The organism is Acidovorax sp. DMC1 (genome assembly GCF_056314325.1).
The window spans coordinates 116,605-134,347 of record NZ_JBQUYO010000004.1 but is presented as its reverse complement, the minus strand read 5'-3'; the positions used below and the strand labels follow the sequence as shown (position 1 = coordinate 134,347).

Here is a 17,743-nt window from a genome sequence, read left to right as displayed (position 1 = left end):
GGAAAACACCGGATCGTTGATGAATGGGCTTGACAGGGCGCTGGCTATAATCAACGGCTGATCAGAGCCCAGAGCTGAACTTCCACGAGATTGTGCGCGCAAAATGAACAAAACGTTGACCACGCTATTTGCCCTGGCTGTCGCTTCCGTGACCGCCTTGTCCCACGCCCAGGAAGCCAAGGGCGACGTGGAAGCCGGCAAGCAAAAGATTGCCATGTGCATTGGGTGCCACGGCATCGTCGGCTACCAGGCCAGCTTCCCCGAGGTGCACAAGGTGCCCATGATCTCGGGCCAAAGCGCCAAGTACATTTCGGCAGCGCTGGTCGCCTACCAAAAGGGTGAGCGCAAGCACCCCACCATGCGCGGCATCGCCGAGTCGCTGTCTGAAAAAGACATCGCTGACGTGTCGGCCTATTACGAACAACACGGCAAGACCGGCGCCGAGCTGCCCGCCAAGCCTTCGCGCGAACCCAGCGTGCAAGTGGCTGAGCTGCTGAAGAAGGGCGCTTGCGTTTCGTGCCACGGCGACAACTTCGCCAAGCCCATCGACCCGTCTTATCCCAAGATCGCTGGTCAGCACGCTGATTACCTGTTCGTCGCTCTCAAGTCCTACAAGGTCGAGAAGAACGCCAACGTGGGTCGTGGCAACGCCATCATGGGCGGTGTGGCCAAGCAGTTCACCAACGCCGAGCTGAAGGCTTTGGCCAACTACGTGAGCAGCCTGGATGGCGACCTGCACACAGTGCCCCAGTCGCGCTTCCGTTGATCAGCAGTCTTGCTGAGCGCAACAAAAAAGCCCGCTTCTGCGGGCTTTTTGCTGGGCGACTGAATTCTCAACGGCTGGCGGCCCATGCCCCCACCGCCAGACACACGCAAGCCGTGACCGTGAGGCGCCATCGCAGCGGCAAGTACCACGCAGGAAGCGAGGTGCGCGCAGCCAGTCGATGGTCTTGCACCAGGTGCGCAGCAAAGCCCGCGACCAGCAGCACCGACCCTGCTACAGGGGGCAATAGCGTGGCAGGCCAGGCCATCAGCGATGGCACCACGCTCCATACAAAGCAGCGCGTGCGCTCTGGGGCGCTCAGCCCGCTTTGCGCCATGGCAAAGCCCCAGTGCAGCGCCCCCACAAAACTCAGAATCACTCCGCCGTAGGCCAGCAGCGCTGCGCTCCACCACGGTGTGCTTGGCGCCCACAGGCCCACCGCTGCCAGCGCCAGGAACGGCAGCAGGCCGCCGTAGCCCAGCCAGGCCACTACCGGCGGGATAGGGGCGGAGGAGGGCGAAGGCAAAGGTGGTGTGGGCGTGTGGATATGCGTCGACATGAAAGCCTCCAGATGTGTGTCTGCATTGTCTGGAAAGTGAGACTCCCGAGTGCCATGCATGGTTGTGCGTGCCAGCCTTCTTTTCGCGGGTGCCTCAAGCCCTATGCCTACAAAGCAGCCCGGTATCGCCAGTTAAAATATTCGCTGGGTGTCGGCGCCATGGTGGCCCGGCAGGTTCATGCGCTGGTCGGGCCGCCGCGCGGCTTTTCTGCGACCCATGAACTCCTCCCCCACCCTGATCCAGGTGGTTGGTGCCGTCCTGTTCGGCCTGGCCATTCTTCACACCTTCTCCACCAAGTATTTCGAGCACCTTGCGCATACGCAGCCACGGCACGCGGGCATCTGGCATCTGCTGGGCGAGGTAGAGGTCGTCTTCGGCTTCTGGGCGATGGTACTCATGCTGTTCATGTTCTCCATCAGCGGCAAGCAGGAGGCCACGGCCTACCTGGACTCGCGCAATTTCACCGAGCCGCTGTTCGTGTTCGCAATCATGGTGATCGCCGCCACCCGCCCCATCCTTGAGATGGCCGGGGCGCTCGTCCGGGCGCTTGCCGCTTTGTTGCCGGTGCAGCGCGGCATGGCCATGTATTTTGTGGTGCTAGCGTTCGTGCCGCTGCTCGGGTCGTTCATTACCGAACCGGCGGCCATGACGCTGGCCGCGCTGATGCTGCGGGACACGCTGTTCTCCCACCCCATCTCCAGCCGGCTCAAGTATTCGACCATCGGCGTGCTGTTCGTGAACATATCCATTGGTGGAACGCTCACGTCCTTTGCGGCGCCGCCCGTGCTGATGGTGGCTGCCAAGTGGAACTGGGACATCTGGTTCATGCTGTCCAACTTCGGCTGGAAGGCGGCGGTGGCCGTGCTCATCAATGCGGCCATCGCGATGCTGATCTTTCGCAACCAGCTGGGCCACATGGGCCGCAAGATCCCTGCCTCCGAGTCCCCCGTGCCGTGGACCGTGACGGGCGTGCACCTTGCCTTCCTGGTGCTGGTGGTGGTGTTTGCCCACCATCCCGCCGTGTTCCTGGGCCTGTTCCTGTTCTTCATGGGGTTCACCACGGCGTACCAGCGCTACCAAAGCCCGCTGATCTTGCGCGAGGCGCTGCTGGTGGCGTTCTTCCTGGCTGGGCTGGTGGTGCTGGGCGGCCTGCAGCAATGGTGGCTGCAGCCCCTGCTCATGAAGATGGATGCCAACGCTGTGTTCTTTGGCGCCGCGGCACTCACCGCGTTCACCGACAACGCTGCGCTGACCTACCTGGGCTCGCTGGTCGAAGGCCTCAGTGACGAGTTCAAGGTGGCCCTGGTGGCGGGTGCCGTCACGGGGGGCGGCCTGACGGTGATTGCCAACGCGCCCAACCCGGCCGGTGCGTCCATCCTGAAGGAGAAATTCTCGGACGGCGTCATCAACCCGCTGGGCCTGCTGCTGGGGGCCTTGCCGCCTACGCTGGTGGCGGTGATGGCGTTTCGGGTGTTATAGGTGCAAGGAACAGCGCCGGGCTACTTGGTAGCGAAGCATGGCAAGGGGCCTAAGGCGCACGTCTATCTCTGCCCGCGAAAACTCCGCCATTGCACGCGGGTGAACCACGCGCACACACCGCCGAGCCCCGCGTAGAAGGCAAACAGGCTCCAATCCACTGCTGGGAAGTGCCAGACATCGCTGATCACCGCAGACACGCTGATCGCGCACAGAAGGCCGGAAAGCAGCGCCAAGATCAAAGCAATGGACCGTTCCACGCCGGACTTGACCTGCTCCATGGTGTGTCGGGTTTGTTGCCATGCGTCTGCCGCATCTTTGAGTGGGCTATCGGCCTGCGCAGCCAGCGCCTGCGCGATGTTGTGCTTTTCCACCAAGGCGGCAAAGTCCCCTTGCCGGGGGCGTGCCGCACGTCCGCGCAACCAAAAGCCCCCAAAAACCAAGGCAATAGCCAGAAGAATGAGACCTGCGTACAGCAATTGGTCTTGCCATGGGACCGTGGATGCATGAAGCAGGTAGTGGAGCATGGGCAGTCGGTGGTGCGACCTGGGGGCGGGCGTTGGTTGCCTCTAGCGAATTGACCGTGGCAGTTCAGTCACGCGTGGCGCGGCGTTGCACGGCGGCAATGTAGGCGTTGCCATCGGGCGGGCGGCCGGAGCGCTGGCTTTCCCAAAGCATCTCGCCCAGGCAGTCCATGGCGGCGTGGTGCGCGTCGTGCAGCGAGTCGAGGCGTGCTGTCAGCAACTCGACCGCCTGGCGGATGCCACGGGGCTGGTCGATGCTGCACTGTTCACTGATCGACAGGTGCATCGACAGGTGCAAAAACGGATTGGTCTGGCCCGGTGTTTCGTCGTAGTTGCGCGCCACGGCTGCGTCGGCATCCGACAGGTCGGCGTGGTATTCGGGGTGCTCGGCGATCCACAGGCTGGCCAAAGTTTCGATGGCTTCCATGGGGGCGCCGCTCTGGGTCTTGGCGTGCACGCCGCACAGAAAGCGGCGCACATCGGCTTGGGAGGGGCTGAACATGGAGCGTGAGGGTAGCACGCAGGGCAAGGGCTTGGCATGCGCAGGGGCGGTAACTACGGAGGACAGAGATTGGGCCGTGCGGTTCGCGCCTGTGCGCTACAGGGCGCCGGGGCGGCGTCCTACGCGGGCGGCGGGTTCGCGCACCTACATTGGGCTGGCGCAAAGGCAGGGAGCCGGGTCCCCTTTGTCGCAGCCCTCAAAACCCGGCACTTTGGGAGAACTGTCATGAAGGCAATGCGAATTGTGGGTGTCCTGCTGCTGGTGCTGGGCCTGGCCGGGTTTTTGACCGGTGGCTTCAGCTTTACCAAGGACACCACTCAGGCCAAGCTGGGGCCGCTGGAACTCACCGTGAAGGAAAAAGAGTCGGTCAACATTCCGCAGTGGATGAGCCTGGGCGCGATGGTGCTGGGCGGCGTGGTGTTGGTGCTCGGCTTTCGCAAGAACTGATTTCACCCGTCGTGGCGAGCGACTGGGGCTGCGGCTCTGGCTCTTGCCCTATCCACGTAAGACGAGTGTCTGAGGTTCATCTCTAGGCGCTCGTTGCGATGGGTGATCCCCAAAGTTCGCCGGGCGTCGTCCTGCTTCCTCCTGGACTCTTACCCCCTTGGCGCCCCCATCATGCGCGAAATGGTTCGCGCCGCACTCAGCAGCGCGGGCAGCAGGCTGTCCTGCATCATGGCCGCACTCGTGCGGTTGGCCTGACCGCTGATGTTGAGCGCCGCCACCGTCTGCCCTGTGCGGTTGGTCAGAGGCGCAGCAATCGAAATCAAACCCTCTTCCAGTTCCTGGTTCACCAGGCACCAGCCTTGCTGCCGCGCCTGGCGGATGTGCGCCAGCAGCGCCTCCATATCCGTGGTGGTGTGCGCGGTAAAGCGTTGCAGGGGGTGGCTCTCCAGTCGGGCCTGCAGTTCGTCGTCCGGCAGCCCGGCCAGCAGCATGCGGCCCATGGACGTCCAGCACGCGGGCAGGCGCGAGCCCACGCCCAGCGTGGTGCGCATGATCTTGTGCGTGGGCACGCGCAGCACATAGACGATGTCCAGGCCGTCGAGCACGGCGGCCGATGACGACTCGCGCACCTCTTCCACGAGGTCTTCCATCACCGGCTCGGCCAGGTTCCAGATGGGCAGCGAGGACAGGTATGCAAACCCCAAATCCAGGATGCGCGGGCTCAGGCGAAACAGCTTGCCGTCCGTTTCCACATAGCCCAGCGTCTGCAGCGTGAGCAGGATGCGGCGCGCGCCTGCGCGGGTCAGGCCGGTCTGCGCGGCCACTTCACTCAATGTCTGCTGCGGTGTGGCCGCGCTGAACGAGCGGATCACCTCCAGCCCGCGCGCGAACGACTGCACATAGCTGTCGCTCGGTTTGGGGTCTTTGGCTTCAGGGGTTTGGGAATTCATACGTATGCCAACTATAATTCTTTAAGCGAACATTTGTTCTATATACGAACAAATTTCAGAGAGATGAGACAACAAACAAGCAAACCAAGAAAGCGCTGCAATGATCAACAAACTGGCGGACTCGGTGGCCCAGGCCCTTGCGGGAGTGAAGGATGGTGCCACGGTGTTGATAGGCGGGTTCGGCACGGCCGGCATTCCGGGTGAGCTGATCGACGGCCTCATCGCCCAGGGCGCACGCGACCTCACCGTGGTCAACAACAACGCGGGCAATGCCGACCAGGGCCTGGCCGCCCTGCTCAATGCCGGGCAGGTGCGCAAGATCATCTGCAGCTTTCCGCGCCAGGTCGACAGCTATGTGTTCGACGAGCTGTACCGCAGCGGCAAGCTCGAACTCGAACTCGTGCCCCAGGGCAATCTGGCCGAGCGCCTGCGCGCTGCGGGCGCGGGCATTGGCGCCTTCTTCTGCCCGACGGCCTACGGCACTGAATTGGCGGCGGGCAAGGAGACGCGCGAGATCAATGGCAAACACTACGTGCTGGAGTACCCCATCCACGGCGACGTGGCCCTGATCAAGGCCGAGAAGGGTGACCGCTGGGGCAACCTTACCTACCGCATGTCGGCGCGCAACTTCGGCCCCGTGATGGCCACGGCTGCCAAGACCACGATTGCCACCGTGCATGAGGTGGTGGAGCTGGGCGCGCTGGACCCGGAGGCCATCGTCACCCCCGGCATCTACGTGACGCACGTCGTCAAGATCGACCGCACGGCCACGCAGGCGGGCGGATTCAAGAAATCCGCTTGATATTAGCCGCAAGCGCAGGAAAAATAAGCATGAGAAGCTATCAAAAGCGTAGCAAGGAAGAGTTGGCGAAACGCGTGGCGCAAGACATCCACGACGGCGCCTACGTCAACCTGGGCATCGGCCAACCCACCCTGGTGGCCAACCACATTCCTCCCGGCCGCGAGGTCATCCTGCAAAGCGAAAACGGCATCCTGGGCATGGGCCCGGCGCCCGCTGCGGGACTGGAGGATTACGACCTCATCAACGCGGGCAAGCAGCCCGTGACCCTGCTGCCCGGCGGCGCGTACTTCCACCACGCCGACAGCTTCGCGATGATGCGCGGCGGCCACCTCGACATCTGCGTGCTGGGCGCGTTCCAGGTGTCGGCCACGGGCGACCTGGCCAACTGGAGCACGGGCGAGCCCGCCGCCATCCCCGCCGTGGGCGGCGCGATGGACCTGGCCATCGGGGCCAAGCAGACCTGGGTGATGATGGACCTGCTGACCAAGCAGGGCGCGAGCAAGATCGTCACGCAATGCACCTACCCGCTCACCGGTGTCGCGTGCGTGAAGCGCATCTACACCGATCTGTGCACACTGGCCTGCACGCCCACCGGGCTGCAGCTCATCGACACCGTGCCCGGCCTGTCGCTGGCGGAGCTGGAGCAATTGGTGGGCCTGCCCATCCGGGCCCCGCAGACCACGGCGGCCTGACCGCACCTATCAAACCCACCCGAGAACCGAGGAGACAAAAACCATGACGACCCGCCAAGCCTTCATCTGCGACGCGATCCGCACCCCCTTCGGCCGCTATGGCGGCGCGCTCTCCAGCGTGCGCACCGACGACCTGGGCGCCGTCCCCATCAAGGCGCTGATGGAGCGCAACCCCGGCGTGGACTGGGCGGCCGTGACCGACGTGCTCTACGGCTGCGCCAACCAGGCCGGTGAAGACAACCGCAACGTGGCCCACATGAGCAGCCTCCTCGCGGGCCTTCCGATCGACGTGCCTGGTGCCACCATCAATCGCTTGTGCGGTTCGGGCCTGGATGCTGTGGGCACCGCCGCACGCGCCATCAAGGCGGGCGAGGCCGGCCTGATGATCGCGGGCGGCGTGGAAAGCATGAGCCGCGCGCCCTTTGTCATGCCCAAGGCCGAGTCGGCCTTCAGCCGCAACAACGCGGTGTATGACACGACGATTGGCTGGCGCTTTGTCAACAAGCTGATGAAGGAAAAGTACGGCGTGGACTCCATGCCCGAAACCGCCGAGAACGTGGCGACCGACTTCAAGATTGAGCGCGAAGCCCAGGACCAGATGGCCCTGCGCAGCCAGCTCAACGCCGTGGCGGCCATCAAGGCCGGCCACCTGGCGCGCGAGATCGTGCCTGTGAACATCCCGCAAAAGAAGGGCGATGCCATCATCGTCAGCCAGGACGAACACCCGCGCGAGACCAGCCTGGAAGCGCTGGCCAAACTCAAGGGCGTGGTGCGGCCCGATGGCACGGTGACGGCGGGCAACGCCAGTGGTGTGAATGACGGCGCCTGCGCGCTGCTGCTGGCCGATGAAGCCCACGCCGCCAAGTACGGCCTCAAGCCCCGCGCCCGCGTGGTGGGCATGGCCGTGGCCGGTGTGGCGCCGCGCATCATGGGCTTTGGCCCCACGCCGGCGACGCAAAAGGTGCTGGCGCAGACGGGCCTGACCATCGATCACATGGATGTGATCGAACTCAATGAAGCCTTTGCCGCGCAAGGCCTGGCCGTGCTGCGCGCGCTGGGCATCAAGGACGACGACGCGCGCGTGAACGCCTGGGGCGGCGCCATTGCACTGGGCCACCCGCTGGGCGCCAGCGGCGCGCGCCTGGTCACTACCGCCGTCAACCGCCTGCACGAGCACGCCGGAAAGTACGCGCTGTGCACCATGTGCATCGGCGTGGGCCAAGGCATTGCCGTGATCCTGGAGCGCGTGTGACCGAGATCGAGCGCAACCCCACACCGGTCACCGTCATCACGGGTGCCAGCAACGGCATCGGCCGCGCGATTGCCGAAGCCGTGCTGGCCCAGGGACACGCCGTGGTCAACCTGGACTACGTGCTGCCCACCTGGAGCCACCCGCAACTCACCTCGTACCAGGGCGACCTGACCGATGAGGCAACGACGCGCGAACGCGCGGCCGAGATCGCCGCGAAGCACAACGTCACCGCCTTGGTGAACAACGCGGGCGCCACGCGCCCCGGCACCATCGACACCGCCACCACCGCGCAGCTGGATGACGTGGTGGGCCTGCATCTGCGCGCGCCCATGCTGCTGGTGCAAGCCTTTTTGCCCACGCTGCGCGCCAGCGGCCAGGGCCGCATCGTCAATATGTCGTCGCGTGCCGCTCTGGGCAAGGGCGAGCGCATCGTGTATTCGGCCACCAAGGCCGGGATGATCGGCATGACGCGTACGCTGGCCATGGAGCTGGGGCGCGACGGCATCACCGTCAACGCGATTGGTCCAGGCCCGATTGCCACCGAACTCTTCCGCCAGAGCAACCCCGACGGAGCGCCGCAGACGCAGCGCATCCTGAACAGCATCGCCGTGGGCCGCATGGGCACGCCCGACGACGTGGCGCGCGCGGCGCTGTTTTTCCTCTCGCCCGACAACGGATTCGTGACCGGGCAGGTGTTGTACGTGTGCGGCGGCACCACGCTGGGAGTGGCGCCGGTTTAGCAATCTGAACTGATCTTCCCTGCCGCCCCGTAAGGGGCACCCCCTGTTCTCGCCCGGAGGCCTCGGCGCCCGGTTGAGGCCACGGCGCGGCCGGATGTCGCGTCCGTGGGACCTATTTCATCCACCTTCTTGAAGGAGACAAACCATGACCCGTTCCATCCACACCACCCGCCGGTTCGCGCTATCGGCCGCCGCTGTCACCGCCCTCGCAGGTATCGGCCTGCTGGGCAGCAGCGCTGCGATGGCCCAGGCCTACCCGAGCAAGCCCGTCACCATCGTCGTGCCTTTTGCGGCAGGCGGCACCACCGACATCCTGGCCCGCATCATCGGCCAGGCGCTGACCACCGAGCTGGGCCAGTCGGTCATCGTGGACAACCGCGCGGGTGCGGGCGGCAACATCGGCGGCGCCATGGCGGCCAAGGCCCCGGCAGATGGCTACACCTTGTTCATGGGCACGGTGGGCACCCACGCCATCAACGCCAGCCTGTACAAGAAGATGCCGTTTGACCCCATCAAGGACTTCGCGCCGCTGACGCGCGTGGCCAACGTGCCCAACCTGCTGGTGGCCAACCCCGCCCAGCCCTACAAGACGGTGAAGGAACTGATCGCCTACGCCAAGGCCAACCCCGGCAAGGTCAACTTTGGCTCGTCGGGCAACGGCAGCTCCATCCACCTGTCGGGCGAGCTGTTCAAGAGCCTTGCCAAGGTGGACATGGTGCACGTGCCCTACAAGGGCAGCGCCCCGGCCGTGACCGACCTGCTGGGCAACCAGATCGGCATCATGTTCGACAACATGCCCTCGGCCATCCAGCATGTACGCAGCGGCAAGCTAGTGCCCATTGCCGTGACCACCGCCAAGCGCTCGCCCGAGCTGCCCAACGTGCCCACCATCGCCGAAGCGGGCGTGCCGGGCTATGAAGCCACCTCGTGGTTCGGCATGTTTGCACCCGCAGGCACACCCGGGCCGGTGCTGGCTAAGCTCAACTCCGCACTGGTCAAGGTGCTGAACCAGGCCGATGTGAAGAAGAAGATCAACGAGCAGGGCGCAGAGACCTACAGCGAAACGCCCGAGCAGTTCGCTGCTTTCATCCAGGCCGAGTCGGTCAAGTGGGGCAAGGTCGTGAAGGAATCTGGGGCGAGCCTGGACTAAGCGCTACTGAGATTTTTCAGCTACCAAATTGATAGCTGCTACCGCGTGTACAACAGGCGGTAGCAGCTATTTTTGTTTTATATCAGGCAGCCGGGCTCACTGCACCCGGTACACACGCCCCGTCTGCGCACCTTCCACGCTGCGCTGGTAGGCCAGCGCCACGCGCGCGGCGGGCACGGGCTCGAACCCCGGGAAGAACGGTCCGTAGCTGCCCATCGACTCGGCCAGCACCGTGGGGCTGATGGCGTTGATGCGCAGGCCGCGCGGCAGCTCGATGGCTGCGGCGGCCACAAAGCCTTCGATGGCCGCGTTCACTGCTGTGGCGCTGGCGCCGTTGCGAATGGGCTCGACCGACAGGATGCCCGCCGTGAGCGTGATGGAGCCACCATCGTTCAGGTAATTCTGGCCGACCAGTGCCAGCTGCACCTGGCCCAGCAGCTTGTCCTGCAGGCCGATGTTGAACTGCTCGGCCGTCATCTCTGCCAGCGGGCCAAAGTGCAGATTGCCCGCCGTGCTCACGATGGTATCCACCTTGCCCACGGCCTCGAACAGTTGGGAGACCGCGCCTGGCTGTGAGAAGTCTGCGCGGTGCGTACCGCTGCTGCGGCCCACGGTGATCACGTCGTGGCGTGCGCCCAGGTTGGCCAGCACAGCTTGCCCGATGGTGCCGCTGGCGCCGATGAGAAGAATCTTGGACATGGTGTTTTCCTTGGGTGTGAAAAAGGGGTTGATGAGGAACTGACAACCCGATTCTTTTGCTAATCAATCAATGCATAAAGCATCTGCAAGTTATTCTTGTACTAACTATTGATAAGGAATATTCAGGAGCCATGGACAAGCTGCGCAACATGGAAGTCATGGTGGCGGTGGTGGAGGCGGGCAGCTTTGCCGGCGCCGCGCGCCAGCTGCAGATATCGGCCGTGATGGTGGGCAAACACATCCAGCAGCTAGAGGCCCATCTGGGCGCGCGCCTGTTCCAGCGCAGCACCCGCCAGAACAGCCTGACCGAGGTGGGCGCCGCGTTCTACGAAGACAGCAAACGCGTGCTGGAGCAGGTGCGCTGGGCCGAGTCCGCCGTGGAGCGCAGCCGCGCCGTGCCCCAGGGCCTGCTGCGGGTGAGTGCGCCGTTCACGCTGGGCAACCACGTGATCGCGCCGCTGGTGGCCGACTTTCTGCAGCGCCACGACCAGGTCCGCGTGGACCTGCAGCTCACCGACAGCGTGGTGGACCTGGCAGGCGAGGGCTTTGACGTGGCCGTGCGCATTGGCCAGGTGGTGAACGAGGGCCTGGTGGCGCGCCCGCTGCGCCCCTACCGGATGGTGATTGCCGCCGCACCCGCTTACCTGCAGCGCCACGGCTCGCCCAGGCTCGCGGCCGACCTGGCGCGGCACCAATGCCTGAGCCACTCGGTGTGGCAGCGCCGGGTGGAATGGACGCTGCGCGACGGCAAGGAGGAGTTCTTCTGGCCTGAGAACGCGCGCTTTGTATGCAACCAGGGCGACGGCCTGCGCCAGGCGGCACTGCGCGGCCTGGGCCTCATCATGCAGCCCGAAGTGCTATTGGCCGACGACCTGGCCAGCGGCGCGCTGGTGCCGGTGATGCAGCACTGCCTGCCAGCGCCGCGCCCGGTGCATCTGGTGTATGCGCCCGACCGGCGGCAGTTGCCCAAGCTGGCGCGGTTTGTGGAGTTTGTGGTGGGTGCGCTGGGCACCGCCTGAGCGGTGCGGTTCAGGTTTGGACCACTGTGGCCTGCGGCCCAGGGCTGCTCACTCCACCGCGTTGCTGGGCGCCTCAGGCCCGATCTTGAACACCCCGCTAACCCGCGCGCACGGTACGCCGTCGGCGGTGACCAGGCCCTGCGCAAACACCAGCGAGCGTGTGATGCGCAGCGGCTCGGCCTCGCCCTCCACCCAGGCGCCCAGCGGGGCTGGGGCCAGGTAGTCAATCTGCAGGCTGATGGTGGGCAGGAAGCGGTTTGACACCTGGTCGCTTTTGCGGTGCACCGACAGGGGCACCAGCATGTCGCAAAAGGTGGCCATCATGCCGCCGTGCAGGTTGCCCATGGGATTGGTGTGGCGCGGCTCCACGCGAAAGCCGAACTTCACCACGTTGCCCTGGTGCAGCACATACAGCGGACCGTTGTGCTGGATGTAAGGGCCGCCCGCCACCAGCGGGGCAAAGCCCTCGGGAAGGGGGGCGGTGGTGGTGTTCTCGGGGGCGTGGGTCATCAGCGGGCTTCCTTTTCAATGTCGTTGGCAAAACTGGCGTCCTGCAGGCTGCTGCGGGTGGCGTCGCCCTGCAGCCAGCCGTCGTACACCATGCGAAAGTCGGCCACGATCTGTGCGAGCGGCAGGTCGTCAAACGCGCCGCGCTGGTGCACGTATTCCATGTGGCGTGCGCCCGACTTGTCGAACGGGTGGTAGATGGAATCGTTCTCGCCATCGAACTCCAGGGGCAGCAGGCCAAAGCGCTCGCACAGCTCGATGTTGAACGCGGGCGTGGCCTTGCGCCAGGCGCCATCGAGCCAGATGTCGGTGTAGCCGTGCCAGATGAAGAGGTCGGTCTTCATGGTCTCGCGCATGCGCTCGGTGCTGAGGTGGTTGCGCACATCGGCAAAACCCATGCGCGCCGGGATGCCCGCCGCGCGGCACACAGCGGTGAGCAGCGCGGCCTTGGGCACGCACCAGCCGTAACCGTTGGCCAGCACGGTGCTGGCCTTCATGCCCTGGGGCGACAGGTCGATGCGGTAAGGGTCGTAGCGGAAACCGTCGCGCACGGCGAGGTACAGGGCCACGGCGCGCTCGCGGTCGGTGGTGCCGCGCGCGTGTTGGGCGGCAAAGGCCTTGATGGCGGGGGCGTCGCTGTCGATGAGGGCCGTTGCAAGCAGGTGGGCGGGCGTGGGGGCGGTGGTCATTGTGGTGTGTCTCCTGCAGTCGGACGGGGGCCAGTGTGCGGGCCCCGGGCCCCTGATGCTGTCACAGGCGCGCCAGCCTTGCTCGGCAGGGCTATATGCGCCTGTCACACCCTCCAGGCGGGTAGCTCCCAGTTGCGCCACACCGCCAGCCCGCGCAGCCCGGCCGTGAGCACCACGCAGGCCACCAGCGGCGCCCAATCCGGCGCCTGCAGGTGGCGCAGGGCCACGTCGGCCCAGCCACCGGCAAATGCGCACAGGGCGTAGGGCCGGTGGTCGCTGAAGGCCTGGGGCACCTCGTTGCACAGCACGTCGCGCAGCACACCGCCAAACACGCCGGTGATCACGCCCATCATCACGCCGATGATGGGGGGCATGCCGATGGCGGTGGCAATGTCCACACCCACGGCGGCGAACAAGCCCAGGCCGATGGCATCGGGCAGCAGCATGGCGCGTTCGGTGGGCTCAAAGTGCCGCTGGCGCATGAACAGCATGGCGCCAATGCACAGCGCCAGAATGCCCCACACAAATTCGGTGTGGCGGATCCAGAAGAAGGGCCGCTGGTCCAGCAACAGGTCGCGCAGCGTGCCGCCGCCGAACGCAGCCACAAAAGCCACCACGCACACGCCCACAGCATCCAGACGCTTGCGTGCGGCGGCCATCACGCCCGACAGTGCGAACGCCACGGTGGCGGCCACCTCCAGGATGAGGCGCAGGGTCTGAATCCATGTGGCGTCGAGTGGAATGTTCATGGGCACGATTACGGCGGGGCAATGGGGTAAGTGTCGCTATAAGCAGTAACTGCTTGAGGAATAAACGCCATGAAAGACGGAGCCAGGAATCTCTCTTCTTCAGCGATTTGAAGTCTGCTTTTCTACCTCCGGCGCGTCCTCTGCTCCGCCGCGCCTCTCTCCGTCTGCGACTCCGCTATACCCCGGGTACTCCACCCCCGCCGCATTCATCGCCGCACTCTCCTGCCGCTCCCGTGCCATCTGCTCCGCAAACTGGTTGCGGCCTTCGCGCGCCACGGCAATGAACTTGGCGCGGTCCTTGTGGTGCGGGTACATGCGGTCGGCCAGCGCGATGTTGTGGGTGCGAAATCGCTGGGTGATGGCGGTGGCCTGCGCGGGGGGCAGGCCCATCAGCTCCAGCACGGTGTGGGCGCTTTGCAGGCTGGACTCGAACAGCTCGCGCTGCACCAGTGTCACGCCCAGGTCGCGCAGCTTGTTCCAGTGGGTCACATCCCGTGCGCGGGCCACGATTTGCAGGTGGGGGAAGTGCTCGCGCGCGAGCTTGGCGATTTGCAGAGACTGCTCGGCATCGTCCACGGCCACCACCAGGATGCGCGCGTGTTCGGCCCCGGCAATACGCAGCAGGTCGAGGCGGGTGGCGTCGCCGTAGAACACGCGGTAGCCAAAGGTGCGCGCCACTTCCAGCATGTCCACGCTGTGGTCCAGCACGGTGGTGGGGATGCCCTGGGCCAGCAGCACGCGCGAGACGATCTGTCCGTAGCGGCCGAAGCCCGCGATGATGATGGGCGCCTCCTGCGGCTCGGAGATTTCCTCGGCCTGGGGCTTGGCGGACTTGAGCTGGGCATAGCGACGCAGCAGCACGCGGTCCAGCAGCACCAGTAGCAGCGGGCTGATCAGCATCGACAACGCCACGGCGCCAATCAGCAGCGAGGCGGTTTCGGCGGGGAACACGCTGGCACCCGCCGCGGCCTGGAACACTACAAACGCGAACTCGCCGCCCTGGGCCAACAGCAGGGTGAAGACGGGGCGCTCCTGGTAGGGAATCTCGACCACCTTGGCCAGGGCGTAGATGACCACCGCCTTGGCCGCGAGGAAGCCGACCAGGATGGCGGCCATGAGGCCGGGCGAGCGCAAGATGACACCGAAGTCAATGCTCATGCCCACGGCGATGAAGAACAGCCCCAGCAGCAGGCCCTTGAAGGGCTCGATGTCGGCCTCCAGCTCGCGCCGGTATTCGCTGTCGGCCAGCAGCACGCCGGCGAGGAAGGCGCCCAGCGCCATCGACAGGCCCACCAGCACCATCAGGTAGGCAATGCCCACCACCAGCAGCAGCGCGGCGGCGGTGAAGATTTCGGGGGTTTTGCTCTTGGCGATCCAGCGCAGCACGGGGCGCAGCAGCAGGCGCCCGCCGAGGATGATGGCGGCGATCACGCCGACGATCTTCAGCACCTCCAGCACCATCTCGCCCGGGGTGTGGCCTGCGCCTTCACCGGCGGCCGCGCCCAGCACGGGCAGCAGGGCCAGGATGGGGATGGCCGCCACGTCCTGGAACAGCAGGATCGAGAAGCCGGCCTGGCCGCTTTGTGTGCGCATCAGGTTGCGCTCGGCCAGTGATTGCAGCGCAATGGCGGTGGACGACAGCGCCAGGCCCAGCGCGCCCACCAGGCTCACGCGCCAGGGCAGGCCGGCCAGCGCACCCAGCGCGAACAGCACCGCCGCGCAACCCAGCACCTGGGCGGTGCCAGTGCCAAAAATGGGGCGGCGCAGCGCCCACAGGCGGCTGGGTTGCAGCTCCAGCCCAACCAGGAACAGCATGAGCACCACGCCAAACTCGGCAAAGTGCAGGATGTCCTGCACGTTGCTGACCAGCCCCAGGCCCCAGGGCCCGATGGCGATGCCCGCTGCCAGGTAGCCAATGATGGCGCCGAGGCCCAGCGCCTTGGCAATGGGCACGGCCAGCACAGCGGCGGTGAGGTACAGGAAACCGTAGGTGAGCCAGGTGGGGGCGTGTTCCATGGATGGGCGTGCGCTTGGGGGTCGTCGTGGGGAGGCAGAACACCGCGCCCCCGAGGAGTGGGGCGGGTGTGGCAGATTCTGGCACCGCTGCAAGGCGTTGGGTTGGGTGCCGTGGGTTGGATCTGTGGCGCTATTTATTTGATAGCTATTAAGGCATGATTATCTAGCGCCTGAGCCTGTTTTTATGCAGATCATGGTGCATGGAGCCCCGCGTTGCTAAGATGCGGGCCCTTCTTCGCACACAGGCACGGTGACCCATGGATTTGCAGACTTGGCTGGCTTTTTTTGCGGCGTCTTGCCTGATTGCGGTGTCGCCGGGCTCCGGGGCCGTGTTGTCGATGAGCCATGGGCTGTCGTTCGGCGTGCGCAAGACGGGCGCCACCATCCTGGGCCTGCAGCTGGGGCTGCTGCTGATTTTGCTGATCGCCGGGGCGGGCGTGGGCTCGCTGCTGCTGGCGTCCGAGGTGGCTTTCAGCGTCGTCAAGGTGCTGGGCGCGTGTTACCTGATCTATGTGGGCTTCTGCCAGTGGCGGGCTGGCGACAAGTCGCCCGTGCAAGGGAACGAGACCGAGTCGGCGGGCACTTGGCAAAAACGCTGCCTCACAGGTTTTCTGACCAACGCCACCAACCCCAAGGGCATCATCTTCATGGTGGCCGTGTTGCCCCAGTTCATGACCGACACGCGCCCGCTGTGGACGCAGCTGCTGGTGATGGCTGCCACCACCGTGACGGTGGACGTGGTGGTCATGCACGGCTACGCTGCGGGGGCCAGTGCCCTGCGCCGTCTGATGCGCAGTGCGCGGGCGGTGCGGGCGCAGAACCGCGTGTTCGGCGGTTTGCTGATGGCGGTGGGGGCGGGGCTGTTCTTCGTCAAGCGCGGTGGTCAGCACGCCTGAGGCGGCTGCGGCACCGCTGGGTGTCAGGGGATGCTTCTGATTTGATAGCTGCTAGCGCATATGGATATTGCGCTTAAGGCTGATTTGGCTTGTATTTTCACGGACCTGCAGATTCCAAGGAGCTTGTCATGCCAGTAGTTGTTGTCGCCAACCCGAAGGGCGGAGTGGGCAAGTCCACGCTGTCCACCAACATCGCGGGCTACTTTGCCAGCCAGGGGCATCCCGTGATTCTGGGCGACACCGACCGGCAGGAGTCCGCCCGGCTGTGGCTGGGCCTGCGCCCGCCCGCTGCGCGCCCCATCGGCAGCTGGGACACCAGCTCGGACGTCATCAGCCGCCCGCCCAAGGGCACCACCCACGCGGTGCTGGACACGCCCGCCGGCCTACACGGCTGGCGCCTGAACGATGTGCTCAAGCTGGCCGACAAGGTCATCGTGCCGCTGCAGCCTAGCGTGTTCGACATCTTTGCCACGCGGGCCTTTCTGGACCAGCTGGCCGAGCACCGCCACGCCGCCGGGGTGCCCGTGGGCATCGTCGGCATGCGGGTGGATGCGCGCACCAAGGCGGCCGAGCAACTGCACCACTTTGTGGACAGCCTGGGGTTTCCGGTGCTGGGCTATCTGCGCGACACGCAAAACTACATCCACCTGGCAGCGCACGGCCTCACGCTGTTTGACGTGGCCCCCGGCCGCGTGGCGCGCGACCTGGAGCAGTGGCAAGGGATCTGCACGTGGCTCAATTCTTGAAGGACAGCGTGAAGCACGACGTACATCCACTCCCCCGGGAAAACACCTGTCACCCGGCAGACAAGGCGCGCCAGAGCGCGGGGCTACATTGCAACGATGAAAATCTTCCGCTCTTATTCCGAAGTCAGCGCCTGCGTAGGTCAAGAGGTCGCCGTGACCGACTGGATCACCATCACGCAGGAACAGGTCAACCTGTTTGCCCAGGCCACGGGCGACCACCAGTGGATCCATGTGGACCCCGAGCGTGCCAAGGCCGGGCCGTTTGGCGCGCCCATTGCGCATGGGTTTCTCACGCTGTCGCTGATTCCGCAGTTCTTCGAGACGGGCCTGACCATAGAGGGTGCGCGCATGGGCGTCAACTACGGGCTGAACAAGGTGCGTTTCACCGCGCCGGTGCCGGTGGGCAGCCGCTTGCGGGCGCGCCTCACGCTGCAGGCTGCCGAGCCCGTGGCGCCCGATGGCATGCAGATGACCTGGCTGGTGACCGTGGAGCGCGAGGGCAGCGACAAGCCGGTGTGTGTGGCGGAATCCCTCGCGCGCAACTTCGGCGCTCCGGCCTGAGCC

At 65.4% G+C, this 17,743-nt stretch carries 21 protein-coding genes; 12 read left to right on the top strand and 9 right to left on the bottom strand.

The genetic code is table 11. The annotated features are described in order from the left end of the window. The first annotated feature begins 103 nt into the window (after positions 1–103). Positions 104–766: a c-type cytochrome gene (locus tag ACT531_RS10730; protein WP_110960166.1), complete on the top strand. Its 663-nt coding sequence runs from the start codon at positions 104–106 to the stop codon at positions 764–766. Between the two features lie 67 nt (positions 767–833). Here the strand turns inward: ACT531_RS10730 and ACT531_RS10725 are convergent, their stop codons facing one another. Then, positions 834–1,322, bottom strand: a complete 489-nt coding sequence (locus ACT531_RS10725; RefSeq protein WP_295938156.1) for a DUF3429 domain-containing protein — start codon at positions 1,320–1,322, stop codon at positions 834–836. 217 nt (positions 1,323–1,539) lie between these two features. Here ACT531_RS10725 and ACT531_RS10720 point away from each other — a divergent pair, with 217 nt between their 5' ends. Then, positions 1,540–2,802: a putative Na+/H+ antiporter gene (locus tag ACT531_RS10720; RefSeq protein WP_476017411.1), complete on the top strand. Its 1,263-nt coding sequence runs from the start codon at positions 1,540–1,542 to the stop codon at positions 2,800–2,802. A gap of 62 nt (positions 2,803–2,864) precedes the next feature. On the opposite strand, the gene ACT531_RS10715 is transcribed toward ACT531_RS10720, so the two are convergent. Continuing rightward, the gene (locus ACT531_RS10715; RefSeq protein WP_476017410.1) at positions 2,865–3,326 is read right to left on the bottom strand and encodes a hypothetical protein; all 462 of its coding nucleotides are present in this window, start codon (positions 3,324–3,326) and stop codon (positions 2,865–2,867) included. A 64-nt stretch (positions 3,327–3,390) separates the two neighbouring features. Continuing rightward, positions 3,391–3,825: a DUF1841 family protein gene (locus ACT531_RS10710; RefSeq protein ID WP_056066079.1), complete on the bottom strand. Its 435-nt coding sequence runs from the start codon at positions 3,823–3,825 to the stop codon at positions 3,391–3,393. Between the two features lie 225 nt (positions 3,826–4,050). Between ACT531_RS10710 and ACT531_RS10705 the strand changes: the two genes are divergently transcribed. Beyond that, positions 4,051–4,272 carry a hypothetical protein gene (locus tag ACT531_RS10705; protein WP_015015527.1) on the top strand — a complete coding sequence of 74 codons (222 nt, stop codon included), beginning with the start codon at positions 4,051–4,053 and terminating at the stop codon, positions 4,270–4,272. A gap of 149 nt (positions 4,273–4,421) precedes the next feature. Here ACT531_RS10705 and ACT531_RS10700 read toward each other — a convergent pair whose 3' ends face one another. Continuing rightward, positions 4,422–5,222 carry an IclR family transcriptional regulator domain-containing protein gene (locus ACT531_RS10700; RefSeq protein WP_476017409.1) on the bottom strand — a complete coding sequence of 267 codons (801 nt, stop codon included), beginning with the start codon at positions 5,220–5,222 and terminating at the stop codon, positions 4,422–4,424. A 100-nt stretch (positions 5,223–5,322) separates the two neighbouring features. On the opposite strand from ACT531_RS10700, the gene ACT531_RS10695 reads away from it, so the two are divergent. The 5 genes from ACT531_RS10695 to ACT531_RS10675 all read left to right on the top strand — a co-directional run bounded on the left by ACT531_RS10695 (position 5,323) and on the right by ACT531_RS10675 (position 9,858). Continuing rightward, positions 5,323–6,024 carry a 3-oxoacid CoA-transferase subunit A gene (locus tag ACT531_RS10695; protein ID WP_476017408.1) on the top strand — a complete coding sequence of 234 codons (702 nt, stop codon included), beginning with the start codon at positions 5,323–5,325 and terminating at the stop codon, positions 6,022–6,024. 29 nt (positions 6,025–6,053) lie between these two features. Further along, complete coding sequence (locus ACT531_RS10690; protein ID WP_476017407.1) at positions 6,054–6,716, top strand: 3-oxoacid CoA-transferase subunit B; 663 nt, start codon at positions 6,054–6,056, stop codon at positions 6,714–6,716. A 43-nt stretch (positions 6,717–6,759) separates the two neighbouring features. Next, a complete protein-coding gene (gene pcaF / locus ACT531_RS10685; RefSeq protein ID WP_476017406.1) occupies positions 6,760–7,968 on the top strand; it encodes a 3-oxoadipyl-CoA thiolase in 1,209 nt (402 codons plus the stop codon). Continuing rightward, positions 7,965–8,708 (top strand): SDR family NAD(P)-dependent oxidoreductase, encoded by a 744-nt coding sequence (locus ACT531_RS10680; RefSeq protein WP_476017405.1) that lies wholly within the window; start codon positions 7,965–7,967, stop codon positions 8,706–8,708. The genes pcaF and ACT531_RS10680 overlap by 4 nt, the downstream gene beginning before the upstream one ends. 145 nt (positions 8,709–8,853) lie before the next feature. After that, the gene (locus ACT531_RS10675) at positions 8,854–9,858 is read left to right on the top strand and encodes a Bug family tripartite tricarboxylate transporter substrate binding protein (protein ID WP_476017404.1); all 1,005 of its coding nucleotides are present in this window, start codon (positions 8,854–8,856) and stop codon (positions 9,856–9,858) included. A gap of 96 nt (positions 9,859–9,954) precedes the next feature. Here ACT531_RS10675 and ACT531_RS10670 read toward each other — a convergent pair whose 3' ends face one another. Beyond that, the gene (locus ACT531_RS10670) at positions 9,955–10,557 is read right to left on the bottom strand and encodes a short chain dehydrogenase (RefSeq protein ID WP_476017403.1); all 603 of its coding nucleotides are present in this window, start codon (positions 10,555–10,557) and stop codon (positions 9,955–9,957) included. Between the two features lie 131 nt (positions 10,558–10,688). Between ACT531_RS10670 and ACT531_RS10665 the strand changes: the two genes are divergently transcribed. Then, entirely contained in the window at positions 10,689–11,576 is an 888-nt protein-coding gene (locus ACT531_RS10665; protein WP_476017402.1) for a LysR substrate-binding domain-containing protein, read from the top strand. A 48-nt stretch (positions 11,577–11,624) separates the two neighbouring features. Here ACT531_RS10665 and ACT531_RS10660 read toward each other — a convergent pair whose 3' ends face one another. From ACT531_RS10660 to kefC, 4 genes are all read right to left on the bottom strand, one after another. After that, positions 11,625–12,086, bottom strand: coding sequence for a PaaI family thioesterase (locus ACT531_RS10660; RefSeq protein ID WP_476017401.1), 462 nt, complete (start codon positions 12,084–12,086; stop codon positions 11,625–11,627). After that, the gene (locus ACT531_RS10655) at positions 12,086–12,772 is read right to left on the bottom strand and encodes a transglutaminase-like domain-containing protein (RefSeq protein ID WP_476017400.1); all 687 of its coding nucleotides are present in this window, start codon (positions 12,770–12,772) and stop codon (positions 12,086–12,088) included. Before ACT531_RS10655 ends, ACT531_RS10660 begins: the two co-directional genes overlap by 1 nt. A gap of 104 nt (positions 12,773–12,876) precedes the next feature. Next, positions 12,877–13,521, bottom strand: coding sequence for a trimeric intracellular cation channel family protein (locus ACT531_RS10650; protein ID WP_476017399.1), 645 nt, complete (start codon positions 13,519–13,521; stop codon positions 12,877–12,879). Positions 13,522–13,620: 99 nt separating this feature from the next. Then, positions 13,621–15,537: a glutathione-regulated potassium-efflux system protein KefC gene (gene kefC / locus ACT531_RS10645; protein ID WP_476017398.1), complete on the bottom strand. Its 1,917-nt coding sequence runs from the start codon at positions 15,535–15,537 to the stop codon at positions 13,621–13,623. Positions 15,538–15,794: 257 nt separating this feature from the next. On the opposite strand from kefC, the gene ACT531_RS10640 reads away from it, so the two are divergent. The 3 genes from ACT531_RS10640 (at position 15,795) to ACT531_RS10630 (ending at position 17,740) form a co-directional block, all read left to right on the top strand. Next, the gene (locus ACT531_RS10640) at positions 15,795–16,433 is read left to right on the top strand and encodes a LysE family translocator (RefSeq protein WP_296338209.1); all 639 of its coding nucleotides are present in this window, start codon (positions 15,795–15,797) and stop codon (positions 16,431–16,433) included. 128 nt (positions 16,434–16,561) lie between these two features. After that, on the top strand, positions 16,562–17,179 hold the full coding sequence (locus ACT531_RS10635; protein WP_056066024.1) for a ParA family protein: 618 nt from the start codon (positions 16,562–16,564) through the stop codon (positions 17,177–17,179). Between the two features lie 96 nt (positions 17,180–17,275). After that, complete coding sequence (locus tag ACT531_RS10630) at positions 17,276–17,740, top strand: MaoC family dehydratase (RefSeq protein ID WP_056066019.1); 465 nt, start codon at positions 17,276–17,278, stop codon at positions 17,738–17,740. Positions 17,741–17,743: the final 3 nt, after the last annotated feature.

Bases quoted from the DNA above. Each gene is read 5' to 3' on its own strand.
- ACT531_RS10730 (WP_110960166.1), top strand. From the start codon at position 104: ATGAACAAAACGTTGACCACGCTATTTGCCCTGGCTGTCGCTTCCGTG.
- ACT531_RS10725 (WP_295938156.1), bottom strand. From the start codon at position 1,322: ATGTCGACGCATATCCACACGCCCACACCACCTTTGCCTTCGCCCTCC.
- ACT531_RS10720 (WP_476017411.1), top strand. From the start codon at position 1,540: ATGAACTCCTCCCCCACCCTGATCCAGGTGGTTGGTGCCGTCCTGTTC.
- ACT531_RS10715 (WP_476017410.1), bottom strand. From the start codon at position 3,326: ATGCTCCACTACCTGCTTCATGCATCCACGGTCCCATGGCAAGACCAA.
- ACT531_RS10710 (WP_056066079.1), bottom strand. From the start codon at position 3,825: ATGTTCAGCCCCTCCCAAGCCGATGTGCGCCGCTTTCTGTGCGGCGTG.
- ACT531_RS10705 (WP_015015527.1), top strand. From the start codon at position 4,051: ATGAAGGCAATGCGAATTGTGGGTGTCCTGCTGCTGGTGCTGGGCCTG.
- ACT531_RS10700 (WP_476017409.1), bottom strand. From the start codon at position 5,222: ATGAATTCCCAAACCCCTGAAGCCAAAGACCCCAAACCGAGCGACAGC.
- ACT531_RS10695 (WP_476017408.1), top strand. From the start codon at position 5,323: ATGATCAACAAACTGGCGGACTCGGTGGCCCAGGCCCTTGCGGGAGTG.
- ACT531_RS10690 (WP_476017407.1), top strand. From the start codon at position 6,054: ATGAGAAGCTATCAAAAGCGTAGCAAGGAAGAGTTGGCGAAACGCGTG.
- pcaF (WP_476017406.1), top strand. From the start codon at position 6,760: ATGACGACCCGCCAAGCCTTCATCTGCGACGCGATCCGCACCCCCTTC.
- ACT531_RS10675 (WP_476017404.1), top strand. From the start codon at position 8,854: ATGACCCGTTCCATCCACACCACCCGCCGGTTCGCGCTATCGGCCGCC.
- ACT531_RS10670 (WP_476017403.1), bottom strand. From the start codon at position 10,557: ATGTCCAAGATTCTTCTCATCGGCGCCAGCGGCACCATCGGGCAAGCT.
- ACT531_RS10665 (WP_476017402.1), top strand. From the start codon at position 10,689: ATGGACAAGCTGCGCAACATGGAAGTCATGGTGGCGGTGGTGGAGGCG.
- ACT531_RS10660 (WP_476017401.1), bottom strand. From the start codon at position 12,086: ATGACCCACGCCCCCGAGAACACCACCACCGCCCCCCTTCCCGAGGGC.
- ACT531_RS10655 (WP_476017400.1), bottom strand. From the start codon at position 12,772: ATGACCACCGCCCCCACGCCCGCCCACCTGCTTGCAACGGCCCTCATC.
- ACT531_RS10650 (WP_476017399.1), bottom strand. From the start codon at position 13,521: ATGAACATTCCACTCGACGCCACATGGATTCAGACCCTGCGCCTCATC.
- kefC (WP_476017398.1), bottom strand. From the start codon at position 15,537: ATGGAACACGCCCCCACCTGGCTCACCTACGGTTTCCTGTACCTCACC.
- ACT531_RS10640 (WP_296338209.1), top strand. From the start codon at position 15,795: ATGGATTTGCAGACTTGGCTGGCTTTTTTTGCGGCGTCTTGCCTGATT.
- ACT531_RS10635 (WP_056066024.1), top strand. From the start codon at position 16,562: ATGCCAGTAGTTGTTGTCGCCAACCCGAAGGGCGGAGTGGGCAAGTCC.
- ACT531_RS10630 (WP_056066019.1), top strand. From the start codon at position 17,276: ATGAAAATCTTCCGCTCTTATTCCGAAGTCAGCGCCTGCGTAGGTCAA.